Raw genomic sequence first — 25,709 nt, 5'->3', positions numbered from 1 at the left:
TGTAGGCGGCCCGTGTTCCGTTGTCCACTCGTGGACGGGCCGACGGGGGCGGATACCGGCTTCGGGGCCCGATTAGGCTGGGTGCCGGCGTGGCGCGGTGGGACGCCGGACCAGTGTTCGACAGACCAGGAGGACCAGTGAGCGGCGATCGGAACGAGAGGCGCGGCGGGACGTGGGACGTCCCGACGGACGATCAGTCCGACGCGGAGCCCGAACTGACGGGCGAGTTCACCATCGACTACACCCCGCCGGCCTGGTACACGCAGGGCGCGGCCCCGGCGGCCAATCCGATCCCGGAGCTGCCGCAGGGCAGCGGCTTCGAGCCGCACCGGCCTTCGGACCCGGCGACCCCTCCCCCGATGCGAGTCGCTCCACCGGCTCCGCGCGCGGCCTCGGACGGGGCGACGCCGTACGCGGGCACCCCTGCCGCACCGACCGCACCGGCCACGGACACTCCGGCCGATACCCCCTACGCCCCGGCAGCGCCGTACCCGGCCACCCCGGCCGCAGCGCACGCGCCGACGCCGGTCGGCGCGGAGGGCGCCGTCCCGCCGTCCCCGGTGCCCGCGTACCCGGGTGACTCCGAGGCCCCGTACGCGCCGGACGCGCAGAGCCCGGCCGGTTCGGCGGGCACCGCCGTGCCGCCGCTCCCGGACGCCGCTCAGCACATCGCGCCGGCGCAAGCGCCCTTCGGCGACCCGTACGCGCCCGCGCCGACCGGCGCCGCCAGCGCTCCCCCGGTCCAGCGGCCCGCGCCAACCGATGCGGAGAGCGGCACCCCGGCGGCGGCACCGTTCGTCGGTTCGGTCCCGGCCGACGTGGCCCCGCCGCAGTTCCCGGGCGGTGCGGGCCCCGGCGTCCCGGCAGTGGCGCCATCGGTTCCGGAGCACCCGAGCGGCCTCCAGGGCGACCCGGCCGACTCGGCGCGCGCCGCCGAGGCTCCCGCCTACCCGGACCCGCCCCGCCCGGCCGCCGCCTCGGCGCCCCTCGGTCCGGACTCCGCCCACCCCGGCCCGGGTCCCGTAGATGCCGGGCCCGTCGCCGGCCTGCGTACGCCCACTCCCCCCGAGGGCACGGTCATTCCGGCGCCGCGTGCGGAGGACACGTTCGGGGGATCCCCCGACGCCGAACTGCCGCCGCTGCCGTTCGAGTTCCCCGTGTCCCCGGCCCCGCAGGCCGGGTACGGGTTCCCGCCGCCCGCGCAGCAGCACGCGCCACAACCGCCCGCGCAGCAACACCCGCATCAGCCCGACGACGGGTACATGGTCTCCCCGCCCGCTCCGCCCGCACAGCAGTACGCCGATCCCCGCACCGGCGGCCAGTGGACGCAGGGACCCCAGGGACCTCAGGGTCCGCAGGGACCCCAGGGCCCGCACGGGCACGACCCCCGTTACCCCGCCGCCCAGTCCGCCGGAGGCAACGGCGGCGCCCCACTCGGCTACACCGCCGCCGTCGAGCTGTCCTCCGACCGCCTGCTCCGCGGCAAGCAGAAGCCGAAGAGCGGCAACAACGCCTCCGCCGGCAGCCGCTTCCGCTTCGGCGGCAAGGCGGCCGAAGCGGAGCGCCTGCGCAAGCTGGAGCTGATCCGCACCCCGGTCATGTCCTGCTACCGCATCGCCGTCATCAGCCTGAAGGGCGGCGTCGGCAAGACCACGACCACCACCGCGCTCGGCGCCACCCTCGCCACCGAGCGCCAGGACAAGATCCTGGCCATCGACGCGAACCCCGACGCCGGAACCCTCGGCCGACGCGTGCGCCGCGAGACCGGGGCCACGATCCGGGACCTGGTCCAGGCGATCCCGTACCTGAACTCGTACATGGACATCCGGCGGTTCACCTCCCAGGCCCCCTCCGGTCTGGAGATCATCGCCAACGACGTGGACCCGGCCGTCTCGACGACCTTCAACGACGAGGACTACCGCCGCGTCATAGAGACGCTGGGCCGCCAGTACCCGATCATCCTCACCGACTCGGGCACCGGCCTCCTCTACTCCGCGATGCGCGGCGTCCTGGACCTGGCCGATCAGCTGATCATCATCTCGACGCCGTCCGTGGACGGCGCGAGCAGCGCCAGCACCACCCTCGACTGGCTCTCCGCGCACGGGTACGCCGACCTCGTCTCGCGCTCCCTCACCGTGATCTCCGGGGTCCGCGAGACCGCCAAGATGATCAAGGTGGAGGACATCGTGCGGCACTTCGAGACCCGCTGCCGCGGCGTCGTCGTGGTCCCGTTCGACGACCACCTGGCGGCCGGTGCCGAGGTCGACCTCGACCTCCTGCGGCCCAAGACGCGCGAGGCGTACTTCAACCTCTCCGCCCTGGTCGCCGAGGACTTCGTCCGTGCCCAGCAGCAGGCCCCGCAGAACCACTGGGGCCAGCAGCCCCCGCCCCAGCAGCACCTCCAGCCCGGCCAGCACCCGCAGCAGCCCGGCCGGCCCGGCGCGCCCGGCCCGCAGTACGACCAGCCCCCGCAGCCGTACGCCCAGCAGCCCTACCCGACTCCCGGTCAGCCCTGGCAGCAGCAGCCCCCACAGGGACCGCAGGCACCGCAGCAGGCACCGCCGCAACAGCACCCTCAGCAGTACCCGCAGCAACCCGGCCAGCCCCCGCGCGACCCGCGCCTCGGCTGACGGAGCCCCCGCACGCACGAAAGGCCCGTACCGGCCTGGATTCCAGACCGGTACGGGCCCTCGCGCACGCCCCGGGGCGGCGGTCTCAGACCGCCGGGTCGGACGCGTCCGCCGCGTCCCCGTCGTACGACTCCGTCAGCACCCGTGCCCGCTTCACGTCGTCGGCGATCGCTTCCAGGAGCCCGTCCAGCGACTCGAACTTCGCCATCCCCCGCACGTAGGCGAGGAAGTCGACGGTCACGTGCATGCCGTAGAGGTCCAGCCCGACCCGGTCGATCGCGTACGCCTCCACGGTCCGCTCGGTGGCGTCGAACTGCAGGTTCGTTCCCACCGAGATCGCCGCCGGCATCCGCTCGCCGTCCGCCGTCAGCCAGCCCGCGTACACCCCGTCGGCCGGGATCGCGGTGTGCGGCTGCGTCTCGACGTTCGCCGTCGGGTAGCCGAGCTCGCGCCCGCGCTGCGCACCGCGCACCACGACGCCCTCGACCCGGTGCGGGCGGCCCAGGATCTCGGCCGCGCCGTCCATGTCGCCCTGCGCCACCAGCTTGCGCGCGAGCGTGGAGGAGAAGGGCACTCCGCCGCCCGCCTCGCCGCGCTCCACCAGGTCGACGACCTCGACCTCGTAGTCGTACGTGGTGCCCAGCTGCCGCAGGAACTCGACGTTCCCGGCGGCCTTGTGACCGAAGCGGAAGTTCGGGCCCTCGATGACCGCACACGCGTGCAGCTTGTCGACGAGCACCTTCACGATGAAGTCGGCCGGCGACAGCTGCGAGAACTCCGCCGTGAACGGCAGGATCAGCAGCGCGTCGACGCCCAGCCCGGCCATCAGCTCGGCGCGCCGGTCGTACGGGGCCAGGATCGGCGGGTGGCTGCCGGGGCGGACGACCTCGCTCGGGTGCGGGCTGAACGTGACGACGACGGACGGGACGCCGAGCTCGCGGGCCCTGGCCACGGCCCGTCCGATGATCAGCTGATGACCCCGGTGGACGCCGTCGTAGGAGCCGATGGTGACGACGCCGCGTCCCCAGTCCTGGGGGATGTCCTCCAAGCCACGCCAGCGCTGCACTGTGACCGCTCCTCGCCCGAACCCTGTAGGCCCTGTATGCCCTGTACCGATTGCCGATTGCAGGTCTAAGACTGCCATGCCGGTGGCCGGTGCCCATCATCGGCGTCGCCCGCGCTGCACACGCTGTGACCGAGGGTCTCCACGCTCCGGCGCGCGCTCGGCCCCAGCAGCGCCGCCGCCTCCTGCGGCGCACGAGCCAGCCAGCGGGCCACGAGCGCGCCGAAGGCCGGTTCGGCCCGCGCCAGCTCGACCGTGCGCCGCTCGAAGACCGCCGGTCCGCCCGGTGCCCGCAGCAGCTGCCGGCCGGTGCGCCTCAGCAGCTCCCGCGTACGGTCCTCCGCGGCGCCGCCGCCACCGCCACCGGCCGCCCCCGCGGCGAGCGCGCCGAGGAACGCGTCGAGCACTACCGGGTCGAGCTCCTCCCCGAGCAGTACCCCGGCCAGCTCGCCCCGGAGCGTGTACGAGGGCTCCGTACCCGGCGCGGCCAGTACGGTGGCCAGCGCCGCCCGTACTTCCGGCGGACCGGAGCCCAGCAGGTCCAGTACCAGCGGGCGGAGCACGGGGGCGGCGGCCAGGCCCTGTTCGAGCCGCCGGTCCACGAACTCTGCGGCGTACGCGGCGTCCTGCGGGTGCCGCGCCAGGTGCTCCCGTACGAGTTCGGCCGCGCGGCGCGCCAGACCCGGCGTCGTCAGCGCGGCCAGCGCGCGCACCACCTCCCCGTCGGCCCGCTCCCGCAGGGCGGTGAACACCGCGTCCGGGTCGGGCAGCACGGGCAGCGCCGCGACCAGCGCGGAGGCGGGCAGCCGCGTACCGCTGTCCGGGTCGCGGAAGCAGGCGAGGGCGTCGGGGAGGTAGCGGGCCCGTACCTGGGGGTCGCGGAGCAGGATCCCCAGCGCGCTGCCGTGCAGGGAGGCGTCGCCGGTACGGGCGAGCAGTGCCTGCGCGGCGTAGCGCAGCAGCTCGCGGTCGGCGGGGGTCCGTACGTGCGGGGCGGTGAGCGGACCGTAGGCGGCGGCCGCGACCCGGCGGGCGGGCCGCTCGTCGTGCGCCCAGCGGTCCACGGCCCGGCAGAGCGCGGAGGGCTCGTCCTCGGCGAGCACGGCGAGCAGTTCGTCGGCGCGGGGGTGCGCGGCGGAGACGAGCGCCTCGGTGAGATCGTCCACGGCGAACCGCCGGTGGGTGTGCAGCAGCGCCTGCGCGGCGGTGGCGACGGTGGCCCCGGGCCGCCCGAGCAGCCGGTGCTCGTCGTCGAACCAGCCGCAGAGCAGTGGCTGCACGAGGCGCGGCGCCCGGACCAGTCGGCGGGCGGCGGCTTCGAGGTACCGGTGGTCCCGGGGAACCAGCCGCCGCAGCAGATCGAAGCGGTCCTCCTCGGGCAACCGCAGCCGGTTCCAGAACCAGCCCCCGAACTCGCCCTCAACGTCAACGCGCTCGCCCGTACCGGGCGGCCGGCCGGTCCCCGGGCTCCCGGCCGGGGCGCGGACCCGGTCGTCCCCGCCGGTGGCGGCTCCCGCCCATCCGGGGGTGGCGGCGGGTCCGGTGTCCCCCAGCGCCCCCGCGTAGGCGGCGGAGCCGGCCGGGCTCCGGACCGGCGCACCCCCGGGGGCCGGTGACCGCGGCCGGACCCGTCCCGGTGCGGCTGACCGGGCCAGGTGTCCCGCGAGGGCGTGCAGGACGGGGAGGCAGGGAGTGGCGTCGGAAAGACCCAGGAGGGTCTCGCGCACCAGCCGGGCGGCCCACCAGCGGGTTTCGGGCGCGGGGTCGCGGGCGTCGCCGTCGCCGTCGCCGTCGCCGTCGCCGTCGCCGTCGCCGTCGAGCAGGGTCACCAGCCGCGCCAGTGTCGCTTCCCGCTCGGCGGGCGGCAGCTGGCGCAGGGCCTCCAGCACGGGTCCGATGCGGTGGCGGGGAACGTCCCGGCCCAGGGTGTCCAGGGCGGCGGGGAGGTCCAGGTGCGCGGCCTGGACCCAGTCGGAGAGTTCCTCGTGCGCGAACCGGTAGCCCTCGCCGGCGGGAACCAGCAGGCCCTCGGTGAGCACCGCGGAGGCCCAGCCGGTGCGCCAGGGGAACAGTTCCTCGAAGGAGGCCCGGTCCAGCTGTCCCTGCCCCGGCCCCAGGCAGCGCCGCGCGGCCTCGTGCACCCGCCCGGCCACGCGCGCCGCCAGCCTCCCCGCCCCGGGTCCGTACACCCCGGCCGGCTCCTCCCCGCCCGCGCGGCCCGGCTCCCCCGCCCCGTCGGGTCTGCGGGGCTGCGGGAGCGCGGCGGACACCCGGACGGCCACCCGCAGGCACAGCAGGTCCAGGTACGCGGCGAAGACCTCGTCACGGGACGGACGGCCGGCGGTGACCCCGGCGGCGCGGACGTCCGCGAGCAGCCGCAGTGTGAGCGGGTGCCGGGCGTCGGCCCCCGCGACCGCGTCGGCCGGGATCCCGAGGCGGCCACGGGCGAGTTCCGCCTCGTCCGGGGTGAGATCACCGATCGGGAGCGCGGGCGGCAGCCGCCGGGCCGGCCGGGCCGGGGTGTGGAGCATGCGGGGCGGGTACAGCCTCCCGGCCTGCTCCCAGTGTTCGGGCCGGGCGGCCACGACCAGCCGGGCCCCGGTCGCCTCCAGCCACGCCGCGGTGGCTCCGGTCCACGGCCCGAGCCGGTGCGCGAGCCGCGGCGGCATCTCCTCCGGCCCGTCCAGGACGACGAGGAGCGCCCGCCCGGCCGAAGCCACGAGCGAGGCCAGGACCGAGGCCGCGACCCCGGCCGGGGGCGCCCCCGGGACCGTTCCCGCGGCCCCGGCGCGATCCAAGGCCGCCCCCGCCACTACCGCCCCGCCACCCGGCACCTCCAGGATCCGTCCCGCCTCGGCCAGCGCACGCGTCACCGCGTCGGCCAGCGAGGTGTCGTCGGCGCACAGGTCGGCGCCCCGCAGCCAGAGCGTCGGGGCCGGCCGCGGACCGCGGGCCCGGCGGACCGCCAGGGCGGCGAGAGCAGTCGTACGGCCGGTACCGGGCCGCCCCACCAGCGCCAGGACCTGTCCGTCCCCGGCACCAGCCCCGGAGGCAGCGGCCGCGGCCAAGGCACAGGAGGTACCAGAGACCGAGCCGGAGCCACAGGCCGAGGCGGCACCGGAGCCACAGGCAACGCCGGAAGCAGAGACCGAGGCGATGCCGACCCCGGCGGCGCCGGCGCCAGTAGCCACCGCCCCGCAGCCGCAGCCGCAGCCGCAGCCGGCGAACGCGTCCAGTTCGGCGGTGATCGCGGGGCGGTCCGTCGGCTCCGGTTCCCGCGCGGCGAGGGCCGGGCCCAGTGTGGTGCCCGTGAGCTGGAGGGCTCCGGCGAGGTTCAGGTCGGCGCCGTAACCGGGCACGGTGGCGGCGTTGCGTTCCAGCAGATCGGCGAGTGGGCCGCCCGGATCCGCGGCGGCCGCCGCCGCGAGGGGCACCGCGAAGCCTCCGGACCGGTGCTCCGCCTGCAGAGCGGTGCCCAGAACCGCGAGCACCGCTCCGGTCCGGGCGTCCAGCACCGGACCCCCGCACGCCTCGCCGCCCAGCCGCAGCGCGTCCTGGCCATCGGTACCGATGGCCAGCTCCAGCGCCGCCGGCAGCAGGTGGAAGCGGTCCGTCGCCGTGTAGGTGGCCTCGGCCACGCCCAGTACCCGCGCCTGCCGCCAGCCCCGCGCGGCCAGCCGTACGTACGTCCCCGGAGCGACCACCCCGCGCGGCGCGACCGGCAGTGGCCGCACCCCGAGCCCGTCGCTCCGTACGAGCGCCAGCCCGAGCTCGGGCAGGGCGGTCACGTCCGAGACCCCCGCCAGCCAGGTCCGCTCCCCCGGTGGCGGCCCGTGCAGGACCACCCGGGCCAGTCCGTCCACGGCCTCGTGGCTGGTCACCACCGTCCCGCGGTCGTCGGCGACGAAGCCGCTCCCCCGCGGCCGCCCGGCGAGATCGAAGATCCTGATCAGTTCCGCCGTCACCGCAACCACTCCCCGCCGCGCGCGCCCCGTACCCACGACGGTAGGCAGGTGAAGATCAGCGGGAAAAGCACGCGAGGCGAAAGCGCCCCCTTTCGCTCCCTCCATTCACTCCGAGCGCCTGCTCGGACGGGTGAATTAAGGGGTCCGGGTGGATAGAGACCTACCCGAGGGGGGTCGTGGAGCGGTGAGCAGCAGTCGATGTGCGCTCACCGCTCCACGTCGGTCGCAGGAGGACCGGGTCGATCGGACGAAGACCGCCTCGATCGGACGGGACCACGTCGATCAGACGAAGACCGCCAGCGACTTCGCCTTGCCGCCCTTGCTCTCCACGAGCCCGAGCAGCTCCCCGCCCGGCCCGTAGACCGCGACCGCCTTGCCGGGCTCGTACTCCTCCGGCATTTCCAGCCGCACCCCGTTCGCCAGCAGCGACGCCCGCCGGGCGTCCAGCTCCCAACGCGGGAACGCGGCGGCCGCCGCGTCGGCGATCGGCATGACGGTCAGCTCCTCCTGGAGCTGGTCGAGGGTGCGCGCCCGGTCGATCTTGTACGGGCCCACCCGCGTGCGCCGGAGCGCCGTGAGGTGCCCGCCGACGCCGAGGTCGGCGCCCAGGTCACGGGCGAGCGCGCGGATGTACGTACCGCTGGAGCAGACGACGGAGACGACGAGGTCGACGACCTTGGTGCCGTCCTCGGCCTCCGCCTCGCGCATGTCGTACACCTGGAACGAGGAGACGGTCACCGGCCGGGCCGGGATCTCGAAGTCCTCGCCGTCCCGCGCGCGCTTGTAGGAGCGCACGCCCTTGATCTTGATGGCGCTGACCTTGGACGGGACCTGCATGATCTCGCCGGACAGCTTGGCGATGCCCTCGTCCACGCCCTCCCGGGTGACCCCGGTGGCATCGGTCGAGGAGGTGATCTCACCCTCGGCGTCGTCCGTCAGGGTGTTCTGCCCCAGCCGGATGGTGCCGAGGTACTCCTTCTCCGTGAGCGCGAGGTGGCCGAGGAGCTTGGTGGCCTTCTCGACGCCCAGGACCAGCACGCCCGTCGCCATCGGGTCGAGCGTGCCGGCGTGGCCGACGCGGCGGGTCTTGGCGATCCCGCGCATCTTGGCGACCACGTCGTGCGAAGTGAAGCCGGACGGCTTGTCGACGATGACCAGGCCGTCCGGAGTCTTCCCTGCGTTGGTGCTCATTCCGCGGCTGCGTCCTCGTCCTCGTCCTCATCGGGCTTCTTGTACGGATCGGCGTCGCCGGCGTACTGGGCCCCGGAGGACACCTCGCGGACCTGGGCGTCGGAGGTGCGCGCCTTCTCGAGGAGGTCCTCGATGGTCTTGGCGTTCTCCGGGAGGGCGTCCGCCACGAAGGTCAGGGTGGGCGTGAACTTGGTGCCCGCCGCCCGGCCGACCGCGGAGCGCAGTACGCCCTTGGCACTCTCCAGGCCCGCTGCCGCACTGGCCCGGTCCTCGTCGTCGCCGTAGACCGTGTAGAAGACCGTGGCCTCCCGCAGATCGCCGGTGACCCGGGTGTCCGTGATGGTCACGTGCGTACCGAGGCGGGGGTCCTTGACACCGCGCTGCAGCTTCTCGGCCACCACCTCCCGGATGAGGTCCGCCAGCTTCTTCGCCCGCGCATTGTCGGCCACTGGTGCGTCTCCTTCTTCGTCTTGCAGTCAGTCTTCATCACCGTGGAGCCGCCGTCGTACGGACAGCAGCTCCACTTCCGGACGTGCCGCGACCAGCCGCTCGCAGCGGTCCAGTACATCCGAGAGGAACCCCGTGTCCCCACTCACCAGAGCGACCCCTATACGGGCCCTGCGGTGCAGGTCCTGGTCGCCCACTTCGGCCGCGCTCACAGAGAACTTGCGCTGGAGCTCGGCCACGATGGGCCGGACGACGGAGCGTTTCTCCTTCAGCGAGTGAACGTCGCCGAGGAGCAGATCGAAGGACAGAGTCCCCACGTACATGCAGTTCCGGATATCCCGCCGGTGCGGGTTCGGTGGCCTGCCGGCCGTCGCGCGGCAGGGTCATCAGAACCGTACACGCAACGGCCGGGGCCGATCGACGGATATTCCGCCGACCGGCCCCGGTGTTACAGCACCTACGACACGGTGCGAACCGCCTCGCGCTTACGCGCGGGGCTTCTCGCGCATCTCGTACGTCGCGATGACGTCGTCGATCTTGATGTCGTTGAAGTTGCCGAGGTTGATACCGCCCTCGAAGCCTTCGCGGATCTCGGTGACGTCGTCCTTGAAGCGGCGCAGACCGGAGATGGTGAGGCTCTCGGCGATGACCTTGCCATCGCGCAGGAGCCGCGCCTTGGTGTTGCGCTTGACCTCGCCGGACCGGATGAGGACACCGGCGATGTTGCCCAGCTTGGACGAGCGGAAGACCTCGCGGACCTCCGCCGTACCGAGCTCGACCTCTTCGTACTCCGGCTTGAGCAGGCCCTTGAGAGCCGCCTCGATCTCCTCGATGGCCTGGTAGATCACCGAGTAGTAGCGGACGTCGACACCCTCGCGCTCCGCCATCTGCGCGGCACGGCCGGCCGCACGGACGTTGTAGCCGATGACGATGGCGTCGGAGCCCATCGCCAGGTTGATGTCGGACTCGGTGACCGCACCCACACCGCGGTGCAGGATGCGGATGTCGACCTCTTCGCCGACGTCGAGCTGGAGCAGCGAGGACTCGAGAGCCTCGACCGCACCGGACGCGTCGCCCTTGATGATGAGGTTGAGTTCCTGGACCAGACCGGCCTTGAGAACCGAGTCGAGGTCTTCCAGGGACACCCGGCGGACGCGCTTGGCGAAGTTGGCGTTGCGCTCACGCGCAGCACGCTTCTCGGCGATCTGACGGGCGGTGCGGTCCTCGTCGACGACGAGGAAGTTGTCGCCGGCGCCGGGGACGTTGGTGAGACCCAGGACCAGGACGGGGGTCGCGGGACCCGCTTCCTCGACGTTGTTGCCCTTGTCGTCGAGCATGGCGCGCACGCGGCCGTAGGCGTCGCCCACGACCATCGTGTCGCCGACGCGGAGGGTACCGCGCTGGACGAGGACGGTGGCGACGGCACCGCGGCCGCGGTCGAGGTGGGACTCGATCGCAATACCCTGAGCGTCCTGCTCCGGGTTGGCGCGCAGGTCGAGCGAGGCGTCGGCGGTGAGGACGACGGCCTCGAGCAGGGAGTCGATGTGCAGACCCTGCTTGGCGGAGATGTCGACGAACATCGTGTCGCCGCCGTACTCCTCGGCGACCAGACCGAACTCGGTGAGCTGACCGCGCACCTTGACCGGGTCGGCACCCTCGACGTCGATCTTGTTGACCGCGACGACGATCGGGACGCCGGCGGCCTGGGCGTGGTTGAGCGCCTCGATCGTCTGCGGCATCACGCCGTCGTTGGCCGCGACCACGAGGATCGCGATGTCGGTCGACTTGGCACCACGGGCACGCATGGCGGTGAACGCCTCGTGACCGGGGGTGTCGATGAAGGTGATCTTGCGCTCTTCACCGTTGACCTCGGTGCCCACCTGGTAGGCACCGATGTGCTGGGTGATGCCACCGGCCTCGCCCGCAACGACGTTCGTCTTGCGGATGGCGTCGAGCAGTCGGGTCTTACCGTGGTCGACGTGACCCATGACGGTCACGACCGGCGGACGCGGCATGAGGAATTCCTCGCCGCCCTCGTCCTCGCCGAACTCGATGTCGAAGCCCTCGAGGAGCTCGCGGTCCTCTTCCTCCGGGCTGACGATCTGAACGACGTAGTTCATCTCGCCGGCCAGCATTTCGAGGGTCTCGTCGGAGACGGACTGCGTGGCAGTGACCATCTCGCCGAGGTTCATCATCACGGCGACGAGCGACGCCGGGTTGGCGTTGATCTTCTCCGCGAAGTCGGTGAGGGATGCACCGCGGGACAGGCGAACGGTCTCGCCGTGACCACGCGGCAGCATGATGCCGCCGACCGACGGGGCCTGCATGGCCTCGTACTCCTGGCGACGCTGGCGCTTGGACTTGCGTCCACGACGCGCGGGACCACCGGGACGGCCGAAGGCGCCCTGCGTGCCACCACGGGCATTGGGACCACCGGGACGCCCGCCGAAGCCGGGACGACCGCCGCCGCCGGCACCGGCCGGACCGCCGCCGAAGCCGCCACCACCGGGACGGGGACCGCCGAAGCCGCCACCGCCACCCGGACGCGAGCCCGGACCGGCCGGACGACCGGCGAAGCCGCCGCCCGCGGGACGGCCGGCGCCACCGGCGCCGCCGGGACGGGGACCGCCGGCACCGGGACCACGGCCACCGGGGCCGCCACCGGGACGGGGACCGGGACCACCGGCAGCGGGACGCTGCGGCATCATGCCCGGGTTGGGACGGTTACCACCGGGGGCACCACCCGGACGCGGGGCGCCGCCCTGCGGACGGGGCATGCCGCCCGGGGTCGGGCGACCGGCGCCCTGGCCCTGCGGACGCGGGGCGCCGCCGGGGCCGCCCTGCGGACGGGGAGCACCCTGGCCGCCGGCGCCGGGGGCACCGGGACGGGGAGCGCCGGCCGGACGGGGCGCCTGCGGGCGCGCCATGCCGGTGGAGCCACCAGAGGTGAACGGGTTGTTGCCCGGACGGGGACCGGCCGGACGGGCGCCCTGGGGACGCGGAGCCTGGGCACCGGGACCGGCGGGACGCTCGGCACGCGCCGGAGCGGCACCGGCCGGACGCGGGGCGCCGGGACGGGCGCCGGACTGGCCGCCCTGGGCCGCCGGACGCTCGGGGCGCTGCTGCGCCGGACGCGGGCCGGGGGTGGCGCCGGGACCGGCGGGACGGTCGGTGCGCGCCGGAGCCGCGGCGGCCGGAGCCGCCGGAGGCGCGGAGAACTCGGTCGCCACGGGAGCCGCCGGAGCGGGCTTCGGGGCGGCCGGAGCCTTGGGACCGGGACGCGGGCCGCCTGCGGCGGGGGCCGGGGTCACCGGGGCGGGCGCTGCGGCGGCCGGGGCCTCCGCGACGACCGGCTTGGGGGCCGGGGCGCCGGGCTTCGGCGCCGCGGGACGTGCGGCACCCGGGGTGGGAGCCCCGGGCTTGGCGGGGGCGGCCTTGCGGGGCTCGCCCGGCTTCGCAGCGGGCTTGCCGGCGTTGCCGCCCGGCCCCTGCAATGCATCGGTCAACTTGCGTACAACCGGCGCCTCGATCGTCGAGGACGCCGAACGGACGAACTCACCGAGTTCCTGGAGCTTGGCCATGACGACCTTGCTCTCAACTCCGAACTCCTTGGCGAGTTCGTATACCCGGACCTTAGCCACTTCGCTCCTTTTAGGTCCGGGTTACGCCGGACCGTGTCTACTTCATGCTCGTACTCATCGCGTACTCATCGAGGGGTGCTCATCGCAATCTCGACCTACTTCCAACTCGCGAGGTACCTGACCGCACGGTGATCCGTGCCGTACTACTTGCTTACGGTGTCGCCCCTGCCTCATCGGCCAGGGCATTGCGCAGTCCTGCCGTGTCGAGCGGTCCTGCGGACCTGAAGGCCCGGGAGAACGCCCTGCGGCGGACCGCCTGGTCGAGGCAGACCACGGCGGGGTGCACGTAGGCACCCCGGCCGGGCAGCGTACCGCGAGGATCGGAGACGCATTCATCACCGATCGCCACGATGCGCAGCAGATCGCTCTTGGCCGCTCGCTCCCGACACCCCACACAGGTGCGTTCGGGGCATGCGCGGGCTTGCGTCCGGCCAGACACGCTTAAGTCTACCTCCCCGCACCGACCTCACCCCTTCGGGCGAAAAATCGAACGGATGTTGTCGTGATCCATGACGCCGGGCCCGGCCGCCGAAACCTCGGCGGCGGGCAGCAACGTACGCCGGATCAAGTCCTTTGATTCCTGTCTACCGTCCGGACAGCTCCGGGCGACAGCGGTTTTATTCCCCGCGACGGTCGTCGCGACGGTCGTCACGCCGGTCGTCACCGCGGTCGTCACGATGCTCGCCGCGGCCCTGGTCGTCCCCGTCCGACGGCTGCTCGGTGTCGGGACGGATGTCGATGCGCCAGCCGGTGAGGCGCGCGGCGAGGCGGGCGTTCTGGCCCTCCTTGCCGATCGCCAGCGACAGCTGGTAGTCGGGCACGGTCACCCGCGCGGAGCGGGTGTCCCAGTCGACGACCTCGACCTTGCTCACCCGGGCGGGTGACAGCGCGTTCGCGACCATCTCCGCCGGGTCGTCCGACCAGTCGACGATGTCGATCTTCTCGCCGTGCAGCTCGGCCATCACGTTGCGCACGCGGCTGCCCATCGGGCCGATGCAGGCACCCTTCGGGTTGAGGCCGGAGCGGTGGGCCCGGACGGCGATCTTGGAACGGTGACCGGCCTCACGGGCGATCGCGCAGATCTCGACGCTGCCGTCGGCGATCTCCGGGACCTCGAGCGCGAACAGCTTCTTCACCAGGTTCGGGTGCGTGCGCGACAGGGTCACGGACGGACCGCGGACACCCTTCGCCACCCGCACGACGTACGCCTTGATGCGCAGTCCGTGCGTGTACTCCTCACCGGGCACCTGCTCCTGCACCGGCAGGATGGCTTCCAGCTTGCCGATGTCGATGAGGACGTTCTTCGGGTCCTTGCCCTGCTGCACCACGCCGGTGATGACATCACCCTCGCGGCCCAGGAACTCGCCGAAGGTCAGGTCGTCCTCGGCGTCGCGCAGACGCTGCAGGATCACCTGCTTGGCGGTCGTCGCGGCGATGCGGCCGAAGTCCGACGGGGTGTCGTCGAACTCCTTGGCCTCCTGGCCCTCTTCCAGGTCCCTCGGGTCCTCGGTCGCCCACACGATCACGTGACCGTTGGTGCGGTCGAGCACGACGCGTGCGCGCCGGAAGCTTCCCTCGGTGCGGTGGTACGCGATGAGGAGGGCCGACTCGATCGCTTCGACGAGCAGGTCGAAGGAAATCTCCTTCTCCCGGACCAGACCCCGTAGGGCACTCATGTCGATGTCCACGACTACGCCTCCTCTTCCTTCTTGTCCTTGCGGTTGAACTCGATCTCGACACGCGCCTTGGCGATGTCGGTGAATGCGATGCGGCGGGCGGTCGCCTTGCGGCCCTTCACGCCCGGTACTTCGAGGTCCAGGCCCTCGTCGTCGACGTCGAGGATGCGGGCGATCAGTTCCCCGCCGTCCGACGTCTGGAACTTCACGAGCCGGCCGGTCGCCCGGATGTAGTGACGGTGCTCGGTCAGCGGGCGGTCCGCGCCCGGGGAGCTCACCTCGAGGACGTACTCGTCCTCGCCCATCGTGTCGGTCTCGTCCAGCAGGTCCGAGACCTCACGGCTCAGCTCGGCGCACGCGTCCAGCTCCACGCCGTCCTCGGAGTCCACGACGATGCGCAGCATCCGGCGCTTGCCCGCCTTGGACGTCTCGATCTCCTCGAGGTCCAGGCCCTTGGCGGCGACGAGCGGCTCCAGCAATGCGCGCAGCCTGTCGCTCTGGGTGGTGCTCATCCGGGTGACTCCTCGGCCGCGTGTGCTGTTGTGGTTTCCGTCGTGCGTCAGGTCAAAGGGTATCCGGTCGCGGGGGGTGTTGCCGTCCGCGCGGTGGACAGGGCCCCGGGTACCGTGATCACACCCTGCCCGACATCAGCCCAGCCAGCCCCCGGAGGCGTCTGCGTGCCCACGATCCTGCCGTCGCGAAGAAGCCTGCTCGCCGGTGCCGCGGGCATCGCCGGCGCCGCGCTGCTCAGCGGTTGCTCCGACGGGGGCTCGCTCGCCGCGGACCCCGAGATTCCACTCGATCGGCGGATGCGCGAGACGGCCGTTCGTGAAAGCGAGCGGCTGCTGGAACGTTACGACGCCACGGCCGCAGCCCATCCGGCCCTGGCGGAGCGCCTCGCACCGCTGCGCGCCTCGGTCGCGGCGCACAGGGCGGCCCTCGCCGACGAGCGGTCCCCCACGGCCTCCCGGTCCGCGGCCCCGCCCCCGCCCCGGCCCGCCTCTCCCTCCGTCTCCGGCTCCGCGGCGGCCGCCGCGCCCCCCGCGCCCCCGGCGCCCAGCGCCGAGCCGGTGTCCCCGATGCCGGCCGAGGCGCTGACCGCCCTCGCGGACGCGGAGCGGAGCCTGGCCGAGGCCCGGACGATCTCCCTGGCCGGTGCCCCCGGGGAGCTGGCCCGGATGCTGGCCTCGGTGGCCGCGTGCGGCCACGTACACGCGTACCTGCTGACCTCGACCCCCGGAGCCCAGTCGTGACCCCCGAACCGTCCCCCGCCGGCCGGATCCTGGAGGCCGCCCAGTCCGCGCTCGCCGCCGAGCACGCGGCCGCGTACGGCTACGGCGTGATCGGCGCCCGGGCCGCGGCCGCCCGTTCCGCGGAGGCTCGCGAGGCCTACGCCGGCCACCTCGCGCGCCGTGACGCGCTGGCCCGCACCGTGCGTGACCTGGGCGGTTCCCCCCGCCCGTCGGAGGCCGCGTACACCCTGCCGTTCGCCGTGCGCACGCCCGCCGACGCCGAGCGGCTGGCCGCCGGGATCGAGGACCGGGTGGCCGGCGCGTACTCCGATCTGGTGCGCGTCGCCGAGGGGCAGCTGCGCCGTGAGGCGGCCGACGCACTGAGCGCCGCGGCCGTGCGCGCGGCACGGTGGCGTGGTGTCGGCGTAGCCTTCCCTGGGCTCACGGAACGCGCGGACGCACCGCGGAACTAGCGCGCAAGCATGCGCGACGAGTCCGGGTACAGCTGAAAGGGACCACGCACGCATGGCTTTCGAACCGCCGCAGCGGCTCGTACGGGCGCTCGGCGAGCTGCCGGAACCGGCGCACGTCTCGGACTGGCTGGGGCAGCTGCCCCGGCTGGCGGAGAGTGCGCTGGCACGGCGTGAGGTACAGGCGCAGCGGGTGCAGGCCCCTGGCGGCCGCACCAGTCTGGTCGTCCTCGTCCGGTACGCCGACGGGACCCCGGCCGCTCTGAAGCTGGCCCCGCCGGCCGTCCGCCCGGACCGGGAGCTGGCGGCGCTGGCGCACTGGGGCGGGTTCGGGGCGGTACGGGTCCTCGACACGCGCCATCACGAGGAGGACGGGGCACTGCTGCTGGAGCGGCTGCACCCCGAGGTGTCACTGCGGTCGCTGCCGGAGGCGAAGGCGCTGCTGGAGGCCTGCGGGACGCTGCGCAGGCTCTGGGTGGCCCCGCCGGGCGGGCACGGCTGGGAGACGGTAGCCGAGCGGACGGCCGGGCAGGCGGAGGAGCTCCGCAAGGCTCCCCCGGAGGCGGCGGAGCTGGCCTCGGCGGCACTCTCGGCCCGCGAGGAGCTGATCGCCGCGCCGGCCGAGGAACTGCTGCTGCACGGGAACTTCCGGCAGGGCAAGGTGCTGGCCGGCGAGCGGGCTCCGTGGCTGGCGGTGGGCCCGGACCCGATGGTCGGCGAGCGGGCCTACGACCTGGCGCGCCTGGTGCGGGACCGGCTGGAGGACCAGATGGCCTCCTCGGCCGGGGCCTCCGGGGCCCGGCGCCGGGTGAACAAGCTGGCCGACGCGCTGGAGGTGGACCGGGACCGGCTGCGGGGCTGGACGCTGTTCCGGGCGGTCGAGTCGGGCAACCGGGCGCTGGCCGCCGGGCGGCGGCGCGACGCCGAGCTGCTGCTGGAGTTCGCGGGCTGGTTGTAGGGCATGGCGCGGGGCATACCGTAAAGGGGGAGGGTGTGCCCGGCAGGAGGCCGTCATGCTCCAGGAACTGCTGACAGCGGGGATCGCCGCGAGCGTCGGTGCCGTGGTCTGGATGGGGGCCGCCGCCCGGGTGGTGAAACAGTACGAGCGGGGTCTGGTCTTCCGCTTCGGCCGGCTGCGTGAGAGCGTCCGCGGCCCGGGTTTCACGATGATCGTCCCGGGCGTCGACCGGCTCCGCAAAGTGAACATGCAGATCGTGACCATGCCGGTGCCGGCCCAGGAGGGCATCACGCGGGACAACGTCACGGTGCGGGTGGACGCGGTCGTGTACTTCAAGGTCGTCGACCCGGCGAGCGCGGTCGTGGCGGTCGAGGACTACCGCTTCGCCGTCTCGCAGATGGCGCAGACCTCGTTGCGGTCGATCATCGGCAAGTCGGACCTGGACGACCTGCTGTCCAACCGGGAGATGCTCAACCAGGGCCTGGAGCTGATGATCGACAGCCCGGCGGTGGGGTGGGGCGTCCAGATCGACCGGGTGGAGATCAAGGACGTGTCCCTGCCGGAGACGATGAAGCGGTCGATGGCCCGGCAGGCGGAGGCCGACCGGGAACGGCGGGCGCGGGTCATCAACGCGGACGCGGAGCTCCAGGCCTCGCACAAGCTGGCCGAGGCGGCTGCGGTGATGTCGGACCAGCCGGCCGCACTGCAGCTGCGGCTGCTCCAGACGGTCGTGGCCGTGGCGGCGGAGAAGAACTCCACACTGGTCCTGCCGTTCCCGGTGGAGCTCCTGCGCTTCCTGGAGCGCGCGGCCCCCGCGGCTCCGGGCGCGGCCCCGGCCCCGGCCCCGCAGTCACCGGGCGGGGCCCCGGCGGCACCGGGCGTCGCACCGGGCGGAGCCCCGGGCCCCGCGGTGCCGGGCGGGGCCCCGGGCCCCCAGGCCGTCGCCGGACCGGCCGCGCCGGGGCCCGCGGCCATCGGCCCGGCTCTGGACGGCTCGCCGCCGGACGAGCCTCCGCTGTAGCCGCGGCGCCCAGTCCCCCACCCGCCCTCCGCCCGGACCCCTTCCGGGGCTCCGCCCCAGACCCCGTTCCTCAAACGCCGGAAGAGCTGGATTTCAGGGGCTGGATTTCAGTGCGTCAGGCGGGCCAGGGCCTCTGCCAGGGGGAGTTCCTCGCGGGTGCCGGACGCGCGGTCCTGGAGTTCGACCACCGACTCTGCGGAGCGGCGGCCCGCCACCAGGATCCACGGGACGCCGATCAGCTCCGCGTCGGTGAGCTTCACCCCGGGTGAGAGGCCGGGCCTGTCGTCCAGGAGGACGCGCAGGCCCGCCGCGGCCAGGGCTTCGGCCGCCGACTCCGCGAGCGCCAGCGGCACCGCCTTGCCGGCCGCCACCACGTGCACCTCCGCGGGAGCCACCGCGGCGGGCCAGCACAGGCCCCTCTCGTCCGCCGTCTGTTCGGCCAGCGCGGCCACCGCCCGGGAGACGCCGATGCCGTACGAGCCCATCGTGACCCGGACCGGCTTGCCCTGCGGTCCGAGGACGTCCAGGCCGAAGGCGTCGGCGTACTTCCGGCCGAGCTGGAAGATGTGCCCGATCTCGATCGCCCGGTCCAGACGGAGCCCGGCGCCGCAGGACGGGCACGGGTCGCCCTCCTCGACGACCACCACGTCCAGGTACTGGTCCACCTCGAAGTCCCGCCCGCAGACCACGTTCCGGGCGTGCGTGTCGGGCCTGTTGGCCCCGGTCACCCAGGAACTGCCCGGCGCGATACGGGGGTCGGCGAGGTAGCGGACCTTCTCCAGGCCCTGCGGGCCCACGTAGCCGCGTACCAGATCGGGCCGGCCGGTGAAGTCCTCCGCCGTCACCAACTCCACGACGGCCGGGGCCAGGTGCTCCCCGAGCTTGCCGAGGTCGACCTCGCGGTCACCCGGTACGCCGACGGCCGTGATCTCCCCGTCCACCTTCACGAGCAGGTTCTTCAGCGTCGCCGACGCGGGGACGCCCAGGTGCGCGGCCAGGGTCTCGATGGTCGGGGTGTCGGGCGTCGGGATCTCCTCCAGCGGGCCGTGCTCCCCCGCGGCCGGCGTCAGGGCGAAGGTCACCGCCTCCGTGTTCGCCGCGTAGTCGCAGGACGGGCAGTCCACGAAGGTGTCCTCGCCCGCCGCGGCCGGTGCCAGGAACTCCTCCGACGCCGAGCCGCCCATCGCGCCGGACACCGCCGACACAATCCGGTGGTCGAGGCCGAGCCGCTCGAAGATGCGTACGTAGGCCTCGCGGTGGAGCCGGTAGGACTCCGCCAGCCCCTCGTCGGACACGTCGAAGGAGTACGAGTCCTTCATCTGGAACTCGCGGCCGCGCAGGACGCCCGAGCGGGGCCGCGCCTCGTCCCGGTACTTGGTCTGGATCTGGTAGAGCATGACCGGCAGGTCCTTGTAGGACGTGCACTGGTCCTTGACCGTCAGGGTGAAGATCTCCTCGTGGGTGGGGCCGAGCAGATAGTCCGCGCCCTTGCGGTCCTTGAGCCGGAACAGCAGGTCCCCGTACTCCGACCAGCGTCCGCTGATCTCGTACGGCTCCTTCGGCAGCAGCGCCGGGAGCAGCACCTCCTGTGCCCCGATCCCGTCCATCTCCTCCCGGACGATGCGCGAGACGTTGTCCAGGACCCGCTTGCCGAGCGGCAGCCAGATCCACACTCCTGCGGAGCTGCGCCGTACGTAGCCGGCCCGGACCAGGAGGCGGTGGCTGAGGGTCTCGGCGTCGGCCGGATCCTCGCGGAGGGTCTTGGCCATGAGGCGGGACATGCGCTGCACGTGTTGCGTTGACATGACGGGAGGCTATCGGGGGCCGTCGCCGGGGCGGAACCGGTTTCAGGGCCTGCGCAGGGGCAGCGGGGCGCCCATGACGGCGTACGGGAGGCTCGCGCTCGGGAAGTGGACCTGGCGGGCGAGGTCCGTGTAGCCGAGGGCGTGGTAGAGCCCCCGGGCGGGGCTGTCGGTGTCGATCACGGAGAGGATCGAGCGGGGTTCGGCGGCGGTGTCGGTGATCCGGGTGATGAGCGCGCGGCCGACGCCCCTGCCCTGGAACCCGGGGTGCACGTGGAGCTCGGTGATCACGAAGGAGCCGTCGAGCCAGCCTTCGTGACCGCCGGCCCGCAGGTAGGGCTCGACGACTCCGGACCACCAGTGCACGCGGTCGTTGGGCATGCCGTAGACGAACCCGGCGAGCTCCCCGTCATCGGTGAACGCGCCGAGCGCGCGGGCGCCGGCGCAGGTCATGTGGCGCTGGACGATGTAGCGCCGGATGCCGACCTCCTCCTGGCTGAGGCCGAAGGCCAGGGCCTGCACGCGCAGGGCCTCGTCGACGCGGTCGGCGAGGTCGAGGTGCCCGATCCGTAGTCCGGCGGGCCGGTCGGGGTCTTCGCCCGCGGGGGTTGGCAGCATGCGGTGACCTTACTGGCCGACCGCGAGGTCAGAACAGGACGCTCATGAACGCGCCGACCTCGCGGAAGCCGACCCGACGGTAGGAGGCTCGCGCGGCGGTGTTGAAGTCGTTGACGTACAGGCTGACCACGGGGGCCACGTCGCGCAACGCGTACTCGACGACGGCGGCCATCCCGGTCTCGGAGTGACCGCGGCCGCGGAACTCGGGGGCCACCCACACGCCCTGGATCTGGCAGGCGCGGGAGGTCGCGGCGCCGATCTCGGCCTTGAAGACGACCTTGCCGTCCTCGACGCGGGCGAAGGAGCGGCCGGTGGCGACCAGCTCGGCGACCCGGGCCTGGTAGAGCAGGCCGCCGTCGCCGGCCATCGGGGAGATGCCGACCTCCTCGGTGAACATGGCCACGCAGGCGGGCATGATCAGCTCCATCTCGTCCTGGCGGATCCGGCGGACCGCCCGGTCGGCGGCGACCTCCGTGGACGGCTGCTCCATGACCATGAGCGGCTGGTGGGAGCGGACGTCGCGGGCCGGGCCCCAGCTGGGCTCCAGGAGCCGCCACAGCAGGCTCGTGGCCTCGACGGGACCGACGATCGAGGAGCAGCGGCGGCCGGTGCGGCGGGCCCGGTCGGCGAAGGCCCGTACGGCGTCGGGACCGGCGCAGACGGGGACCAGGTTGGCGCCCGCGTAGCAGAGCGAGCGGAGCTCGCCGTCGGCGTACCAGCCCCACATCTCCCCGCCCAGGCGCCACGGGTCGAGCCCGGCGATCTGGACGCGAGAGGTGACGAAGGCGTTCTCGACCGGCTCGCGGCCGAGGATGTCGAGCGCGGCGTCAAGATCACTGGGCTCAAGGACCCGGGTGGTGGTCTGCGTCAACACTGGGGCCTCACCATGCACGTCTGCTGATCTCCGCACTGTACCCGGCGCGGCTGCGAGATGCCTCCGAGCCCCCTGGGGCCGTTCTGCGGGGCGGGGCGCGGACCGGTCGCGACCCGCACAGGCCGACGGGCCCGGAGCCGCCTTCGCGGCTCCGGGCCCGTCGTCGTTCGGTACGTGTGGAGCTACACGCCGATGGCGACCGTCGGCTCGCCCGACATCACGCCGTCCTTCTCCATCTGCTCGGCGATCTTCAGCGCCTCTTCGATCAGGGTCTCCACGATCTTCGACTCCGGCACGGTCTTGATGACCTCGCCCTTCACGAAGATCTGGCCCTTGCCGTTGCCGGAGGCGACGCCCAGGTCGGCCTCGCGGGCCTCGCCGGGGCCGTTGACCACGCAGCCCATGACCGCGACGCGCAGCGGGACCTCCATTCCCTCCAGGCCCGCCGTGACCTGCTCGGCCAGCTTGTAGACGTCCACCTGCGCGCGCCCGCACGAGGGGCAGGACACGATCTCCAGGCGGCGCGGCTTGAGGTTCAGCGACTCCAGGATCTGGCGGCCGACCTTGATCTCCTCGACCGGCGGGGCCGACAGGGAGACGCGGATGGTGTCGCCGATGCCCTCGGAGAGCAGCGCGCCGAAGGCGACGGCGGACTTGATGGTGCCCTGGAAGGCGGGGCCGGCCTCGGTGACGCCGAGGTGCAGCGGGTACTCGCACTGGGCGGCCAGCTGACGGTAGGCGTTGACCATGACGACCGGGTCGTTGTGCTTGACCGAGATCTTGATGTCGCTGAAGCCGTGCTCCTCGAAGAGGGAGGCCTCCCACAGCGCCGACTCGACGAGCGCCTCGGGGGTGGCCTTGCCGTACTTCTTCAGCAGTCGCGCGTCGAGCGAGCCGGCGTTCACGCCGATCCGGATCGGCGTGCCCGCGTCCTTGGCGGCCCGCGCGATCTCCTTGACCTTGTCGTCGAACTGCTTGATGTTGCCCGGGTTCACGCGGACCGCGGCGCAGCCGGCGTCGATCGCGGCGAACACGTACTTGGGCTGGAAGTGGATGTCGGCGATGACCGGGATGTTCGACTTCTTCGCGATCACGGCGAGCGCGTCGGCGTCGTCCTGCGTCGGGCAGGCCACGCGCACGATGTCACAGCCGGAGGCGGTCAGCTCCGCGATCTGCTGGAGCGTGGCGCCGATGTCGGAGGTCCTGGTGGTGGTCATCGACTGGACCGAGATCTGCGAGTCACCGCCGACGGCCACGGAACCGACCTGGATCTTGCGGCTGACCCTGCGGTCGGCAAGCTTCGTCGGCACGGCCGGCATTCCGAGAGAGATGGCAGTCATCTGCTGTGCAACCCCAAGGTGTGGATCAAGGTGGGCCAGGGTCCCGGGATCGGCGGGCTCCAGCCTTCGAGATTACGCCAATCAACGCGTGCACCTCGCATCGCAGGGGGTGCGCCACCCGAACGTAGGGAGCCGGGCACGAAGTGTGCCCGGCTCCCGTGCCGCTGATGTACGGACGGCTCGTAGGACAAGCCGCTGGTCGCCCCGCCGGTCCGGATCAGGTGATCTTGATCGGGTTCACCACGTCGGCGGCCAGTACCAGCAGCGTGAAGCAGAGGAAGACTCCGGCCACCACGTACGCGGCGGGCATCAGCTTCGCCACGTCGAACGGGCCCGGGTCGGTGCGCCGGAAGACCCGCGCGAAGGTGCGTCGCACCGACTCCCACAGGGCGCCCGCGATGTGCCCGCCGTCGAGCGGCAGCAGGGGCAGCATGTTGAACAGGAAGAGGGAGAGGTTGAACATGCCGAGGACGTTCAGCATGATCGACATCCGCTGCTCGCTCGGCAGGTCCAGTGCGGCGATCTCGCCGTTGATCCGGGCCGCGCCGACGATGCCCATCGGGGAGTCGGGCTCGCGCTCGGCGCCGTTGAACACGGAGTTCCACAGGGCCGGGATCTTGCCCGGGAGCTTGGCCAGGCCCTGCACGCTGTCCTCGACGACCTCACCGACGTGCTCCGCCGACTGGGAGAAGGTGAGCGGGGCGATCACGTTCGTCGGGGCGATGCCGAGGTAACCGGCCGAGACGTACTGGTCCTTGACGTACTCGCCGCGGTCGTTGGTCCTGCCCACCCGGTTCTCCACGAGGTTCGCGTGGAGGTCCACCTTCTGCCCGTCGCGCAGGACGGTGAGGGTGGCGGGTCCGACGGTGCTGCGGATCTTCTTCTGGAGCGCGTCCCAGTCCTCCATCCGCTGGCCGTCGAAGGCCACGATCCTGTCGCCGACCTTCAGGCCCGCGGCCTTGCCCGGGGCCTCCGGGTCGCCCGCCTTGCAGACCTCGCGCTTCTCGCTCTGCTTGATGACGCAGGGGGTCACCGTCCTGACCTCGGTGGTCGTCTGCCCCACCCCGAAGGTCATCCACACGCCGAAGAAGATCGCCATCGCCAGGACCAGGTTCATGAACGGTCCCGCGAACATCACGATCACGCGCTTCCACGGCTTGCGCGTGTAGAAGAGCCGCGACTCGTCGCCCGGCTGCAGTTCCTCGTACGCCGCCGAGCGCGCGTCCTCGATCATCGAGCGGAACGGCGACGTGGAGCGGGCGGTGACCTTGCCGTCCTCGCCGGGCGGGAACATCCCGATCATCCGGATGTAGCCGCCCATCGGGATGGCCTTGATGCCGTACTCGGTGTCGCCCTTCTTGCGCGACCAGACGGTCCGGCCGAAGCCGACCATGTACTGGGGCACGCGGATGCCGAAGAGCTTGGCCGTCGAGAGGTGGCCGAGCTCGTGCCAGGCGATGGAGAAGAGCAGCCCGACCACGAAGACGAGCACGCCGATCAAGGTCAGCAGTATGGTCATGCGCGCGCCTCCACTGCGGCCCGTGCCGCCTTTTCCTGTGCCCGGGCCCTGGCCCAGGTCTCCGCTTCAAGGACGTCCGCGACCGTGAGGGAAGTTCCCGGGGTGGGAGTCCCGTGCTCATCGACCACGGCAGAGACCGTATCCATGATTGCTGTGAACGGCAGCCGACCGGCCAGGAACGCCGCTACGCACTCCTCGTTCGCCGCATTGAACACGGCGGGCGCGGTACCGCCCAGGGCGCCCACGTGCCGGGCCAGGCCCACCGACGGGAAGGCCTCGGTGTCCAGCGGGAAGAACTCCCAGGACGACGCCCTGGTCCAGTCGAAGGCGGGGGCCGCGTCCGGGATCCGCTCGGGCCAGCCGAGGCCGATCGCGATCGGGCCGCGCATGTCCGGCGGAGTGGCCTGGGCGAGCGTGGAGCCGTCCGTGAACTCCACCATCGAGTGGACGTAGGACTGCGGGTGGACCACGACCTCGATGCGGTCGAAGGGGATGTCGTAGAGCAGGTGCGCCTCGATGACCTCCAGGCCCTTGTTGACCAGGGTCGCCGAGTTGATCGTGATCACCGGGCCCATGGCCCAGGTGGGGTGCGCGAGGGCGTCCTCGACGGTGACCCCGGCCAGCTCGGCGCGGGTGCGGCCGCGGAAGGGCCCGCCGGAGGCGGTGACCACGAGCTTGCGCACGTCGGCCCGGGTGCCGGCGGCGAGCGCCTGGAAGAGCGCCGCGTGCTCGGAGTCGACCGGGATGATCTGGCCGGGCTTCGCGAGGGCCTTCACGAGCGGGCCGCCGACGATCAGCGACTCCTTGTTGGCGAGGGCCAGGGTCCGGCCGGCCCGAAGCGCGGCGAGGGTGGGCGCGAGGCCGATGGAACCGGTGATGCCGTTGAGGACGGTGTGGCACTCGGAGGCGGCGAGCTCGGTCGCGGCGTCCGGCCCGGCGAGGATCTCGGGCAGCGGCTCACCGGCGCCGTACTGGGCGTCGAGCGCCTCCTTCAGTGCCGGTACGACGTCTTCGCGCGCGACGGCCACGGTGTGCACGCGCAGCAGCCGGGCCTGCTCGGCCAGCAGGGCGACGCGCCCGCCGGCGGCGGACAGCCCGGTCACCCGGAACCGGTCCGGGTTGCGCAGGGCGAGGTCGATGGCCTGGGTCCCGATGGACCCGGTGGAGCCGAGGATGACGATGTCCCTCCGGCCGGCCGCGGGGTCGAAGAGGAGATGCGGATCGGCGAGGGGGGCTGGGCGGTCGCTCATGAACCCATTGTT

General features: G+C 73.0%; 20 protein-coding genes. 5 read left to right on the top strand and 15 right to left on the bottom strand.

What is annotated here, in order from left to right:
* Positions 1 to 137 precede the first annotated feature (137 nt).
* Positions 138 to 2,630: an SCO5717 family growth-regulating ATPase gene (locus OG389_RS27470; protein ID WP_328301106.1), complete on the top strand. Its 2,493-nt coding sequence runs from the start codon at positions 138 to 140 to the stop codon at positions 2,628 to 2,630.
* A gap of 85 nt (positions 2,631 to 2,715) precedes the next feature.
* Here OG389_RS27470 and OG389_RS27465 read toward each other — a convergent pair whose 3' ends face one another.
* The 9 genes from OG389_RS27465 to rimP form a co-directional block, all read right to left on the bottom strand.
* Entirely contained in the window at positions 2,716 to 3,696 is a 981-nt protein-coding gene (locus OG389_RS27465; RefSeq protein WP_328301105.1) for a bifunctional riboflavin kinase/FAD synthetase, read from the bottom strand.
* 65 nt (positions 3,697 to 3,761) lie between these two features.
* The gene (locus tag OG389_RS27460; RefSeq protein WP_328301104.1) at positions 3,762 to 7,658 is read right to left on the bottom strand and encodes a trypsin-like peptidase domain-containing protein; all 3,897 of its coding nucleotides are present in this window, start codon (positions 7,656 to 7,658) and stop codon (positions 3,762 to 3,764) included.
* 282 nt (positions 7,659 to 7,940) lie between these two features.
* Positions 7,941 to 8,849, bottom strand: a complete 909-nt coding sequence (gene truB, locus OG389_RS27455; protein ID WP_328301103.1) for a tRNA pseudouridine(55) synthase TruB — start codon at positions 8,847 to 8,849, stop codon at positions 7,941 to 7,943.
* A complete protein-coding gene (gene rbfA, locus OG389_RS27450) occupies positions 8,846 to 9,298 on the bottom strand; it encodes a 30S ribosome-binding factor RbfA (RefSeq protein WP_328301102.1) in 453 nt (150 codons plus the stop codon). The genes truB and rbfA overlap by 4 nt, the downstream gene beginning before the upstream one ends.
* Positions 9,299 to 9,325: 27 nt before the next feature.
* Entirely contained in the window at positions 9,326 to 9,619 is a 294-nt protein-coding gene (locus OG389_RS27445) for a DUF503 domain-containing protein (RefSeq protein WP_030161467.1), read from the bottom strand.
* 162 nt (positions 9,620 to 9,781) lie between these two features.
* Positions 9,782 to 12,937: a translation initiation factor IF-2 gene (gene infB, locus OG389_RS27440; RefSeq protein ID WP_328301101.1), complete on the bottom strand. Its 3,156-nt coding sequence runs from the start codon at positions 12,935 to 12,937 to the stop codon at positions 9,782 to 9,784.
* Positions 12,938 to 13,088: 151 nt separating this feature from the next.
* Positions 13,089 to 13,376, bottom strand: coding sequence for a YlxR family protein (locus OG389_RS27435; protein WP_328301100.1), 288 nt, complete (start codon positions 13,374 to 13,376; stop codon positions 13,089 to 13,091).
* Between the two features lie 178 nt (positions 13,377 to 13,554).
* Positions 13,555 to 14,625, bottom strand: a complete 1,071-nt coding sequence (nusA, locus tag OG389_RS27430; RefSeq protein WP_328301099.1) for a transcription termination factor NusA — start codon at positions 14,623 to 14,625, stop codon at positions 13,555 to 13,557.
* A gap of 2 nt (positions 14,626 to 14,627) precedes the next feature.
* The gene (rimP, locus tag OG389_RS27425) at positions 14,628 to 15,125 is read right to left on the bottom strand and encodes a ribosome maturation factor RimP (RefSeq protein WP_328301098.1); all 498 of its coding nucleotides are present in this window, start codon (positions 15,123 to 15,125) and stop codon (positions 14,628 to 14,630) included.
* 165 nt (positions 15,126 to 15,290) lie between these two features.
* On the opposite strand from rimP, the gene OG389_RS27420 reads away from it, so the two are divergent.
* Genes OG389_RS27420 through OG389_RS27405 form a run of 4 tightly spaced genes read left to right on the top strand, consistent with a single transcriptional unit; the run spans position 15,291 to position 18,294 of the window.
* On the top strand, positions 15,291 to 15,866 hold the full coding sequence (locus tag OG389_RS27420) for a hypothetical protein (RefSeq protein ID WP_328301097.1): 576 nt from the start codon (positions 15,291 to 15,293) through the stop codon (positions 15,864 to 15,866).
* Positions 15,863 to 16,318 carry a ferritin-like domain-containing protein gene (locus tag OG389_RS27415; protein ID WP_328301096.1) on the top strand — a complete coding sequence of 152 codons (456 nt, stop codon included), beginning with the start codon at positions 15,863 to 15,865 and terminating at the stop codon, positions 16,316 to 16,318. Before OG389_RS27420 ends, OG389_RS27415 begins: the two co-directional genes overlap by 4 nt.
* 52 nt (positions 16,319 to 16,370) lie before the next feature.
* Positions 16,371 to 17,273, top strand: coding sequence for an aminoglycoside phosphotransferase family protein (locus OG389_RS27410; RefSeq protein WP_328301095.1), 903 nt, complete (start codon positions 16,371 to 16,373; stop codon positions 17,271 to 17,273).
* A gap of 55 nt (positions 17,274 to 17,328) precedes the next feature.
* Positions 17,329 to 18,294 (top strand): slipin family protein, encoded by a 966-nt coding sequence (locus OG389_RS27405; RefSeq protein WP_328301094.1) that lies wholly within the window; start codon positions 17,329 to 17,331, stop codon positions 18,292 to 18,294.
* A gap of 107 nt (positions 18,295 to 18,401) precedes the next feature.
* Here the strand turns inward: OG389_RS27405 and OG389_RS27400 are convergent, their stop codons facing one another.
* The 6 genes from OG389_RS27400 to dxr all read right to left on the bottom strand — a co-directional run bounded on the left by OG389_RS27400 (position 18,402) and on the right by dxr (position 25,697).
* Complete coding sequence (locus OG389_RS27400; RefSeq protein WP_328301093.1) at positions 18,402 to 20,099, bottom strand: proline--tRNA ligase; 1,698 nt, start codon at positions 20,097 to 20,099, stop codon at positions 18,402 to 18,404.
* A 42-nt stretch (positions 20,100 to 20,141) separates the two neighbouring features.
* Positions 20,142 to 20,714 (bottom strand): GNAT family N-acetyltransferase, encoded by a 573-nt coding sequence (locus OG389_RS27395; protein WP_328301092.1) that lies wholly within the window; start codon positions 20,712 to 20,714, stop codon positions 20,142 to 20,144.
* 28 nt (positions 20,715 to 20,742) lie between these two features.
* On the bottom strand, positions 20,743 to 21,588 hold the full coding sequence (locus OG389_RS27390) for a GNAT family N-acetyltransferase (protein WP_328301091.1): 846 nt from the start codon (positions 21,586 to 21,588) through the stop codon (positions 20,743 to 20,745).
* Between the two features lie 182 nt (positions 21,589 to 21,770).
* Positions 21,771 to 22,928 carry a flavodoxin-dependent (E)-4-hydroxy-3-methylbut-2-enyl-diphosphate synthase gene (ispG, locus tag OG389_RS27385; protein WP_328301090.1) on the bottom strand — a complete coding sequence of 386 codons (1,158 nt, stop codon included), beginning with the start codon at positions 22,926 to 22,928 and terminating at the stop codon, positions 21,771 to 21,773.
* A gap of 217 nt (positions 22,929 to 23,145) precedes the next feature.
* On the bottom strand, positions 23,146 to 24,447 hold the full coding sequence (locus OG389_RS27380; protein WP_328301089.1) for a M50 family metallopeptidase: 1,302 nt from the start codon (positions 24,445 to 24,447) through the stop codon (positions 23,146 to 23,148).
* Entirely contained in the window at positions 24,444 to 25,697 is a 1,254-nt protein-coding gene (gene dxr, locus OG389_RS27375; RefSeq protein WP_328301088.1) for a 1-deoxy-D-xylulose-5-phosphate reductoisomerase, read from the bottom strand. Before dxr ends, OG389_RS27380 begins: the two co-directional genes overlap by 4 nt.
* Positions 25,698 to 25,709: the final 12 nt, after the last annotated feature.

This window comes from Streptomyces sp. NBC_00435 (genome assembly GCF_036014235.1).
GTDB lineage: Bacteria > Actinomycetota > Actinomycetes > Streptomycetales > Streptomycetaceae > Streptomyces.
This window is presented reverse-complemented; position numbering and strand designations above follow the sequence as displayed.

Excerpts from the sequence above, each read along its gene's own strand:
- truB (WP_328301103.1), bottom strand. The coding sequence starts at position 8,849 with ATGAGCACCAACGCAGGGAAGACTCCGGACGGCCTGGTCATCGTCGAC.
- OG389_RS27445 (WP_030161467.1), bottom strand. The coding sequence starts at position 9,619 with ATGTACGTGGGGACTCTGTCCTTCGATCTGCTCCTCGGCGACGTTCAC.
- rimP (WP_328301098.1), bottom strand. The coding sequence starts at position 15,125 with ATGAGCACCACCCAGAGCGACAGGCTGCGCGCATTGCTGGAGCCGCTC.
- OG389_RS27410 (WP_328301095.1), top strand. The coding sequence starts at position 16,371 with ATGGCTTTCGAACCGCCGCAGCGGCTCGTACGGGCGCTCGGCGAGCTG.
- OG389_RS27405 (WP_328301094.1), top strand. The coding sequence starts at position 17,329 with ATGCTCCAGGAACTGCTGACAGCGGGGATCGCCGCGAGCGTCGGTGCC.
- OG389_RS27400 (WP_328301093.1), bottom strand. The coding sequence starts at position 20,099 with ATGTCAACGCAACACGTGCAGCGCATGTCCCGCCTCATGGCCAAGACC.
- OG389_RS27395 (WP_328301092.1), bottom strand. The coding sequence starts at position 20,714 with ATGCTGCCAACCCCCGCGGGCGAAGACCCCGACCGGCCCGCCGGACTA.
- ispG (WP_328301090.1), bottom strand. The coding sequence starts at position 22,928 with ATGACTGCCATCTCTCTCGGAATGCCGGCCGTGCCGACGAAGCTTGCC.
- OG389_RS27380 (WP_328301089.1), bottom strand. The coding sequence starts at position 24,447 with ATGACCATACTGCTGACCTTGATCGGCGTGCTCGTCTTCGTGGTCGGG.
- dxr (WP_328301088.1), bottom strand. The coding sequence starts at position 25,697 with ATGAGCGACCGCCCAGCCCCCCTCGCCGATCCGCATCTCCTCTTCGAC.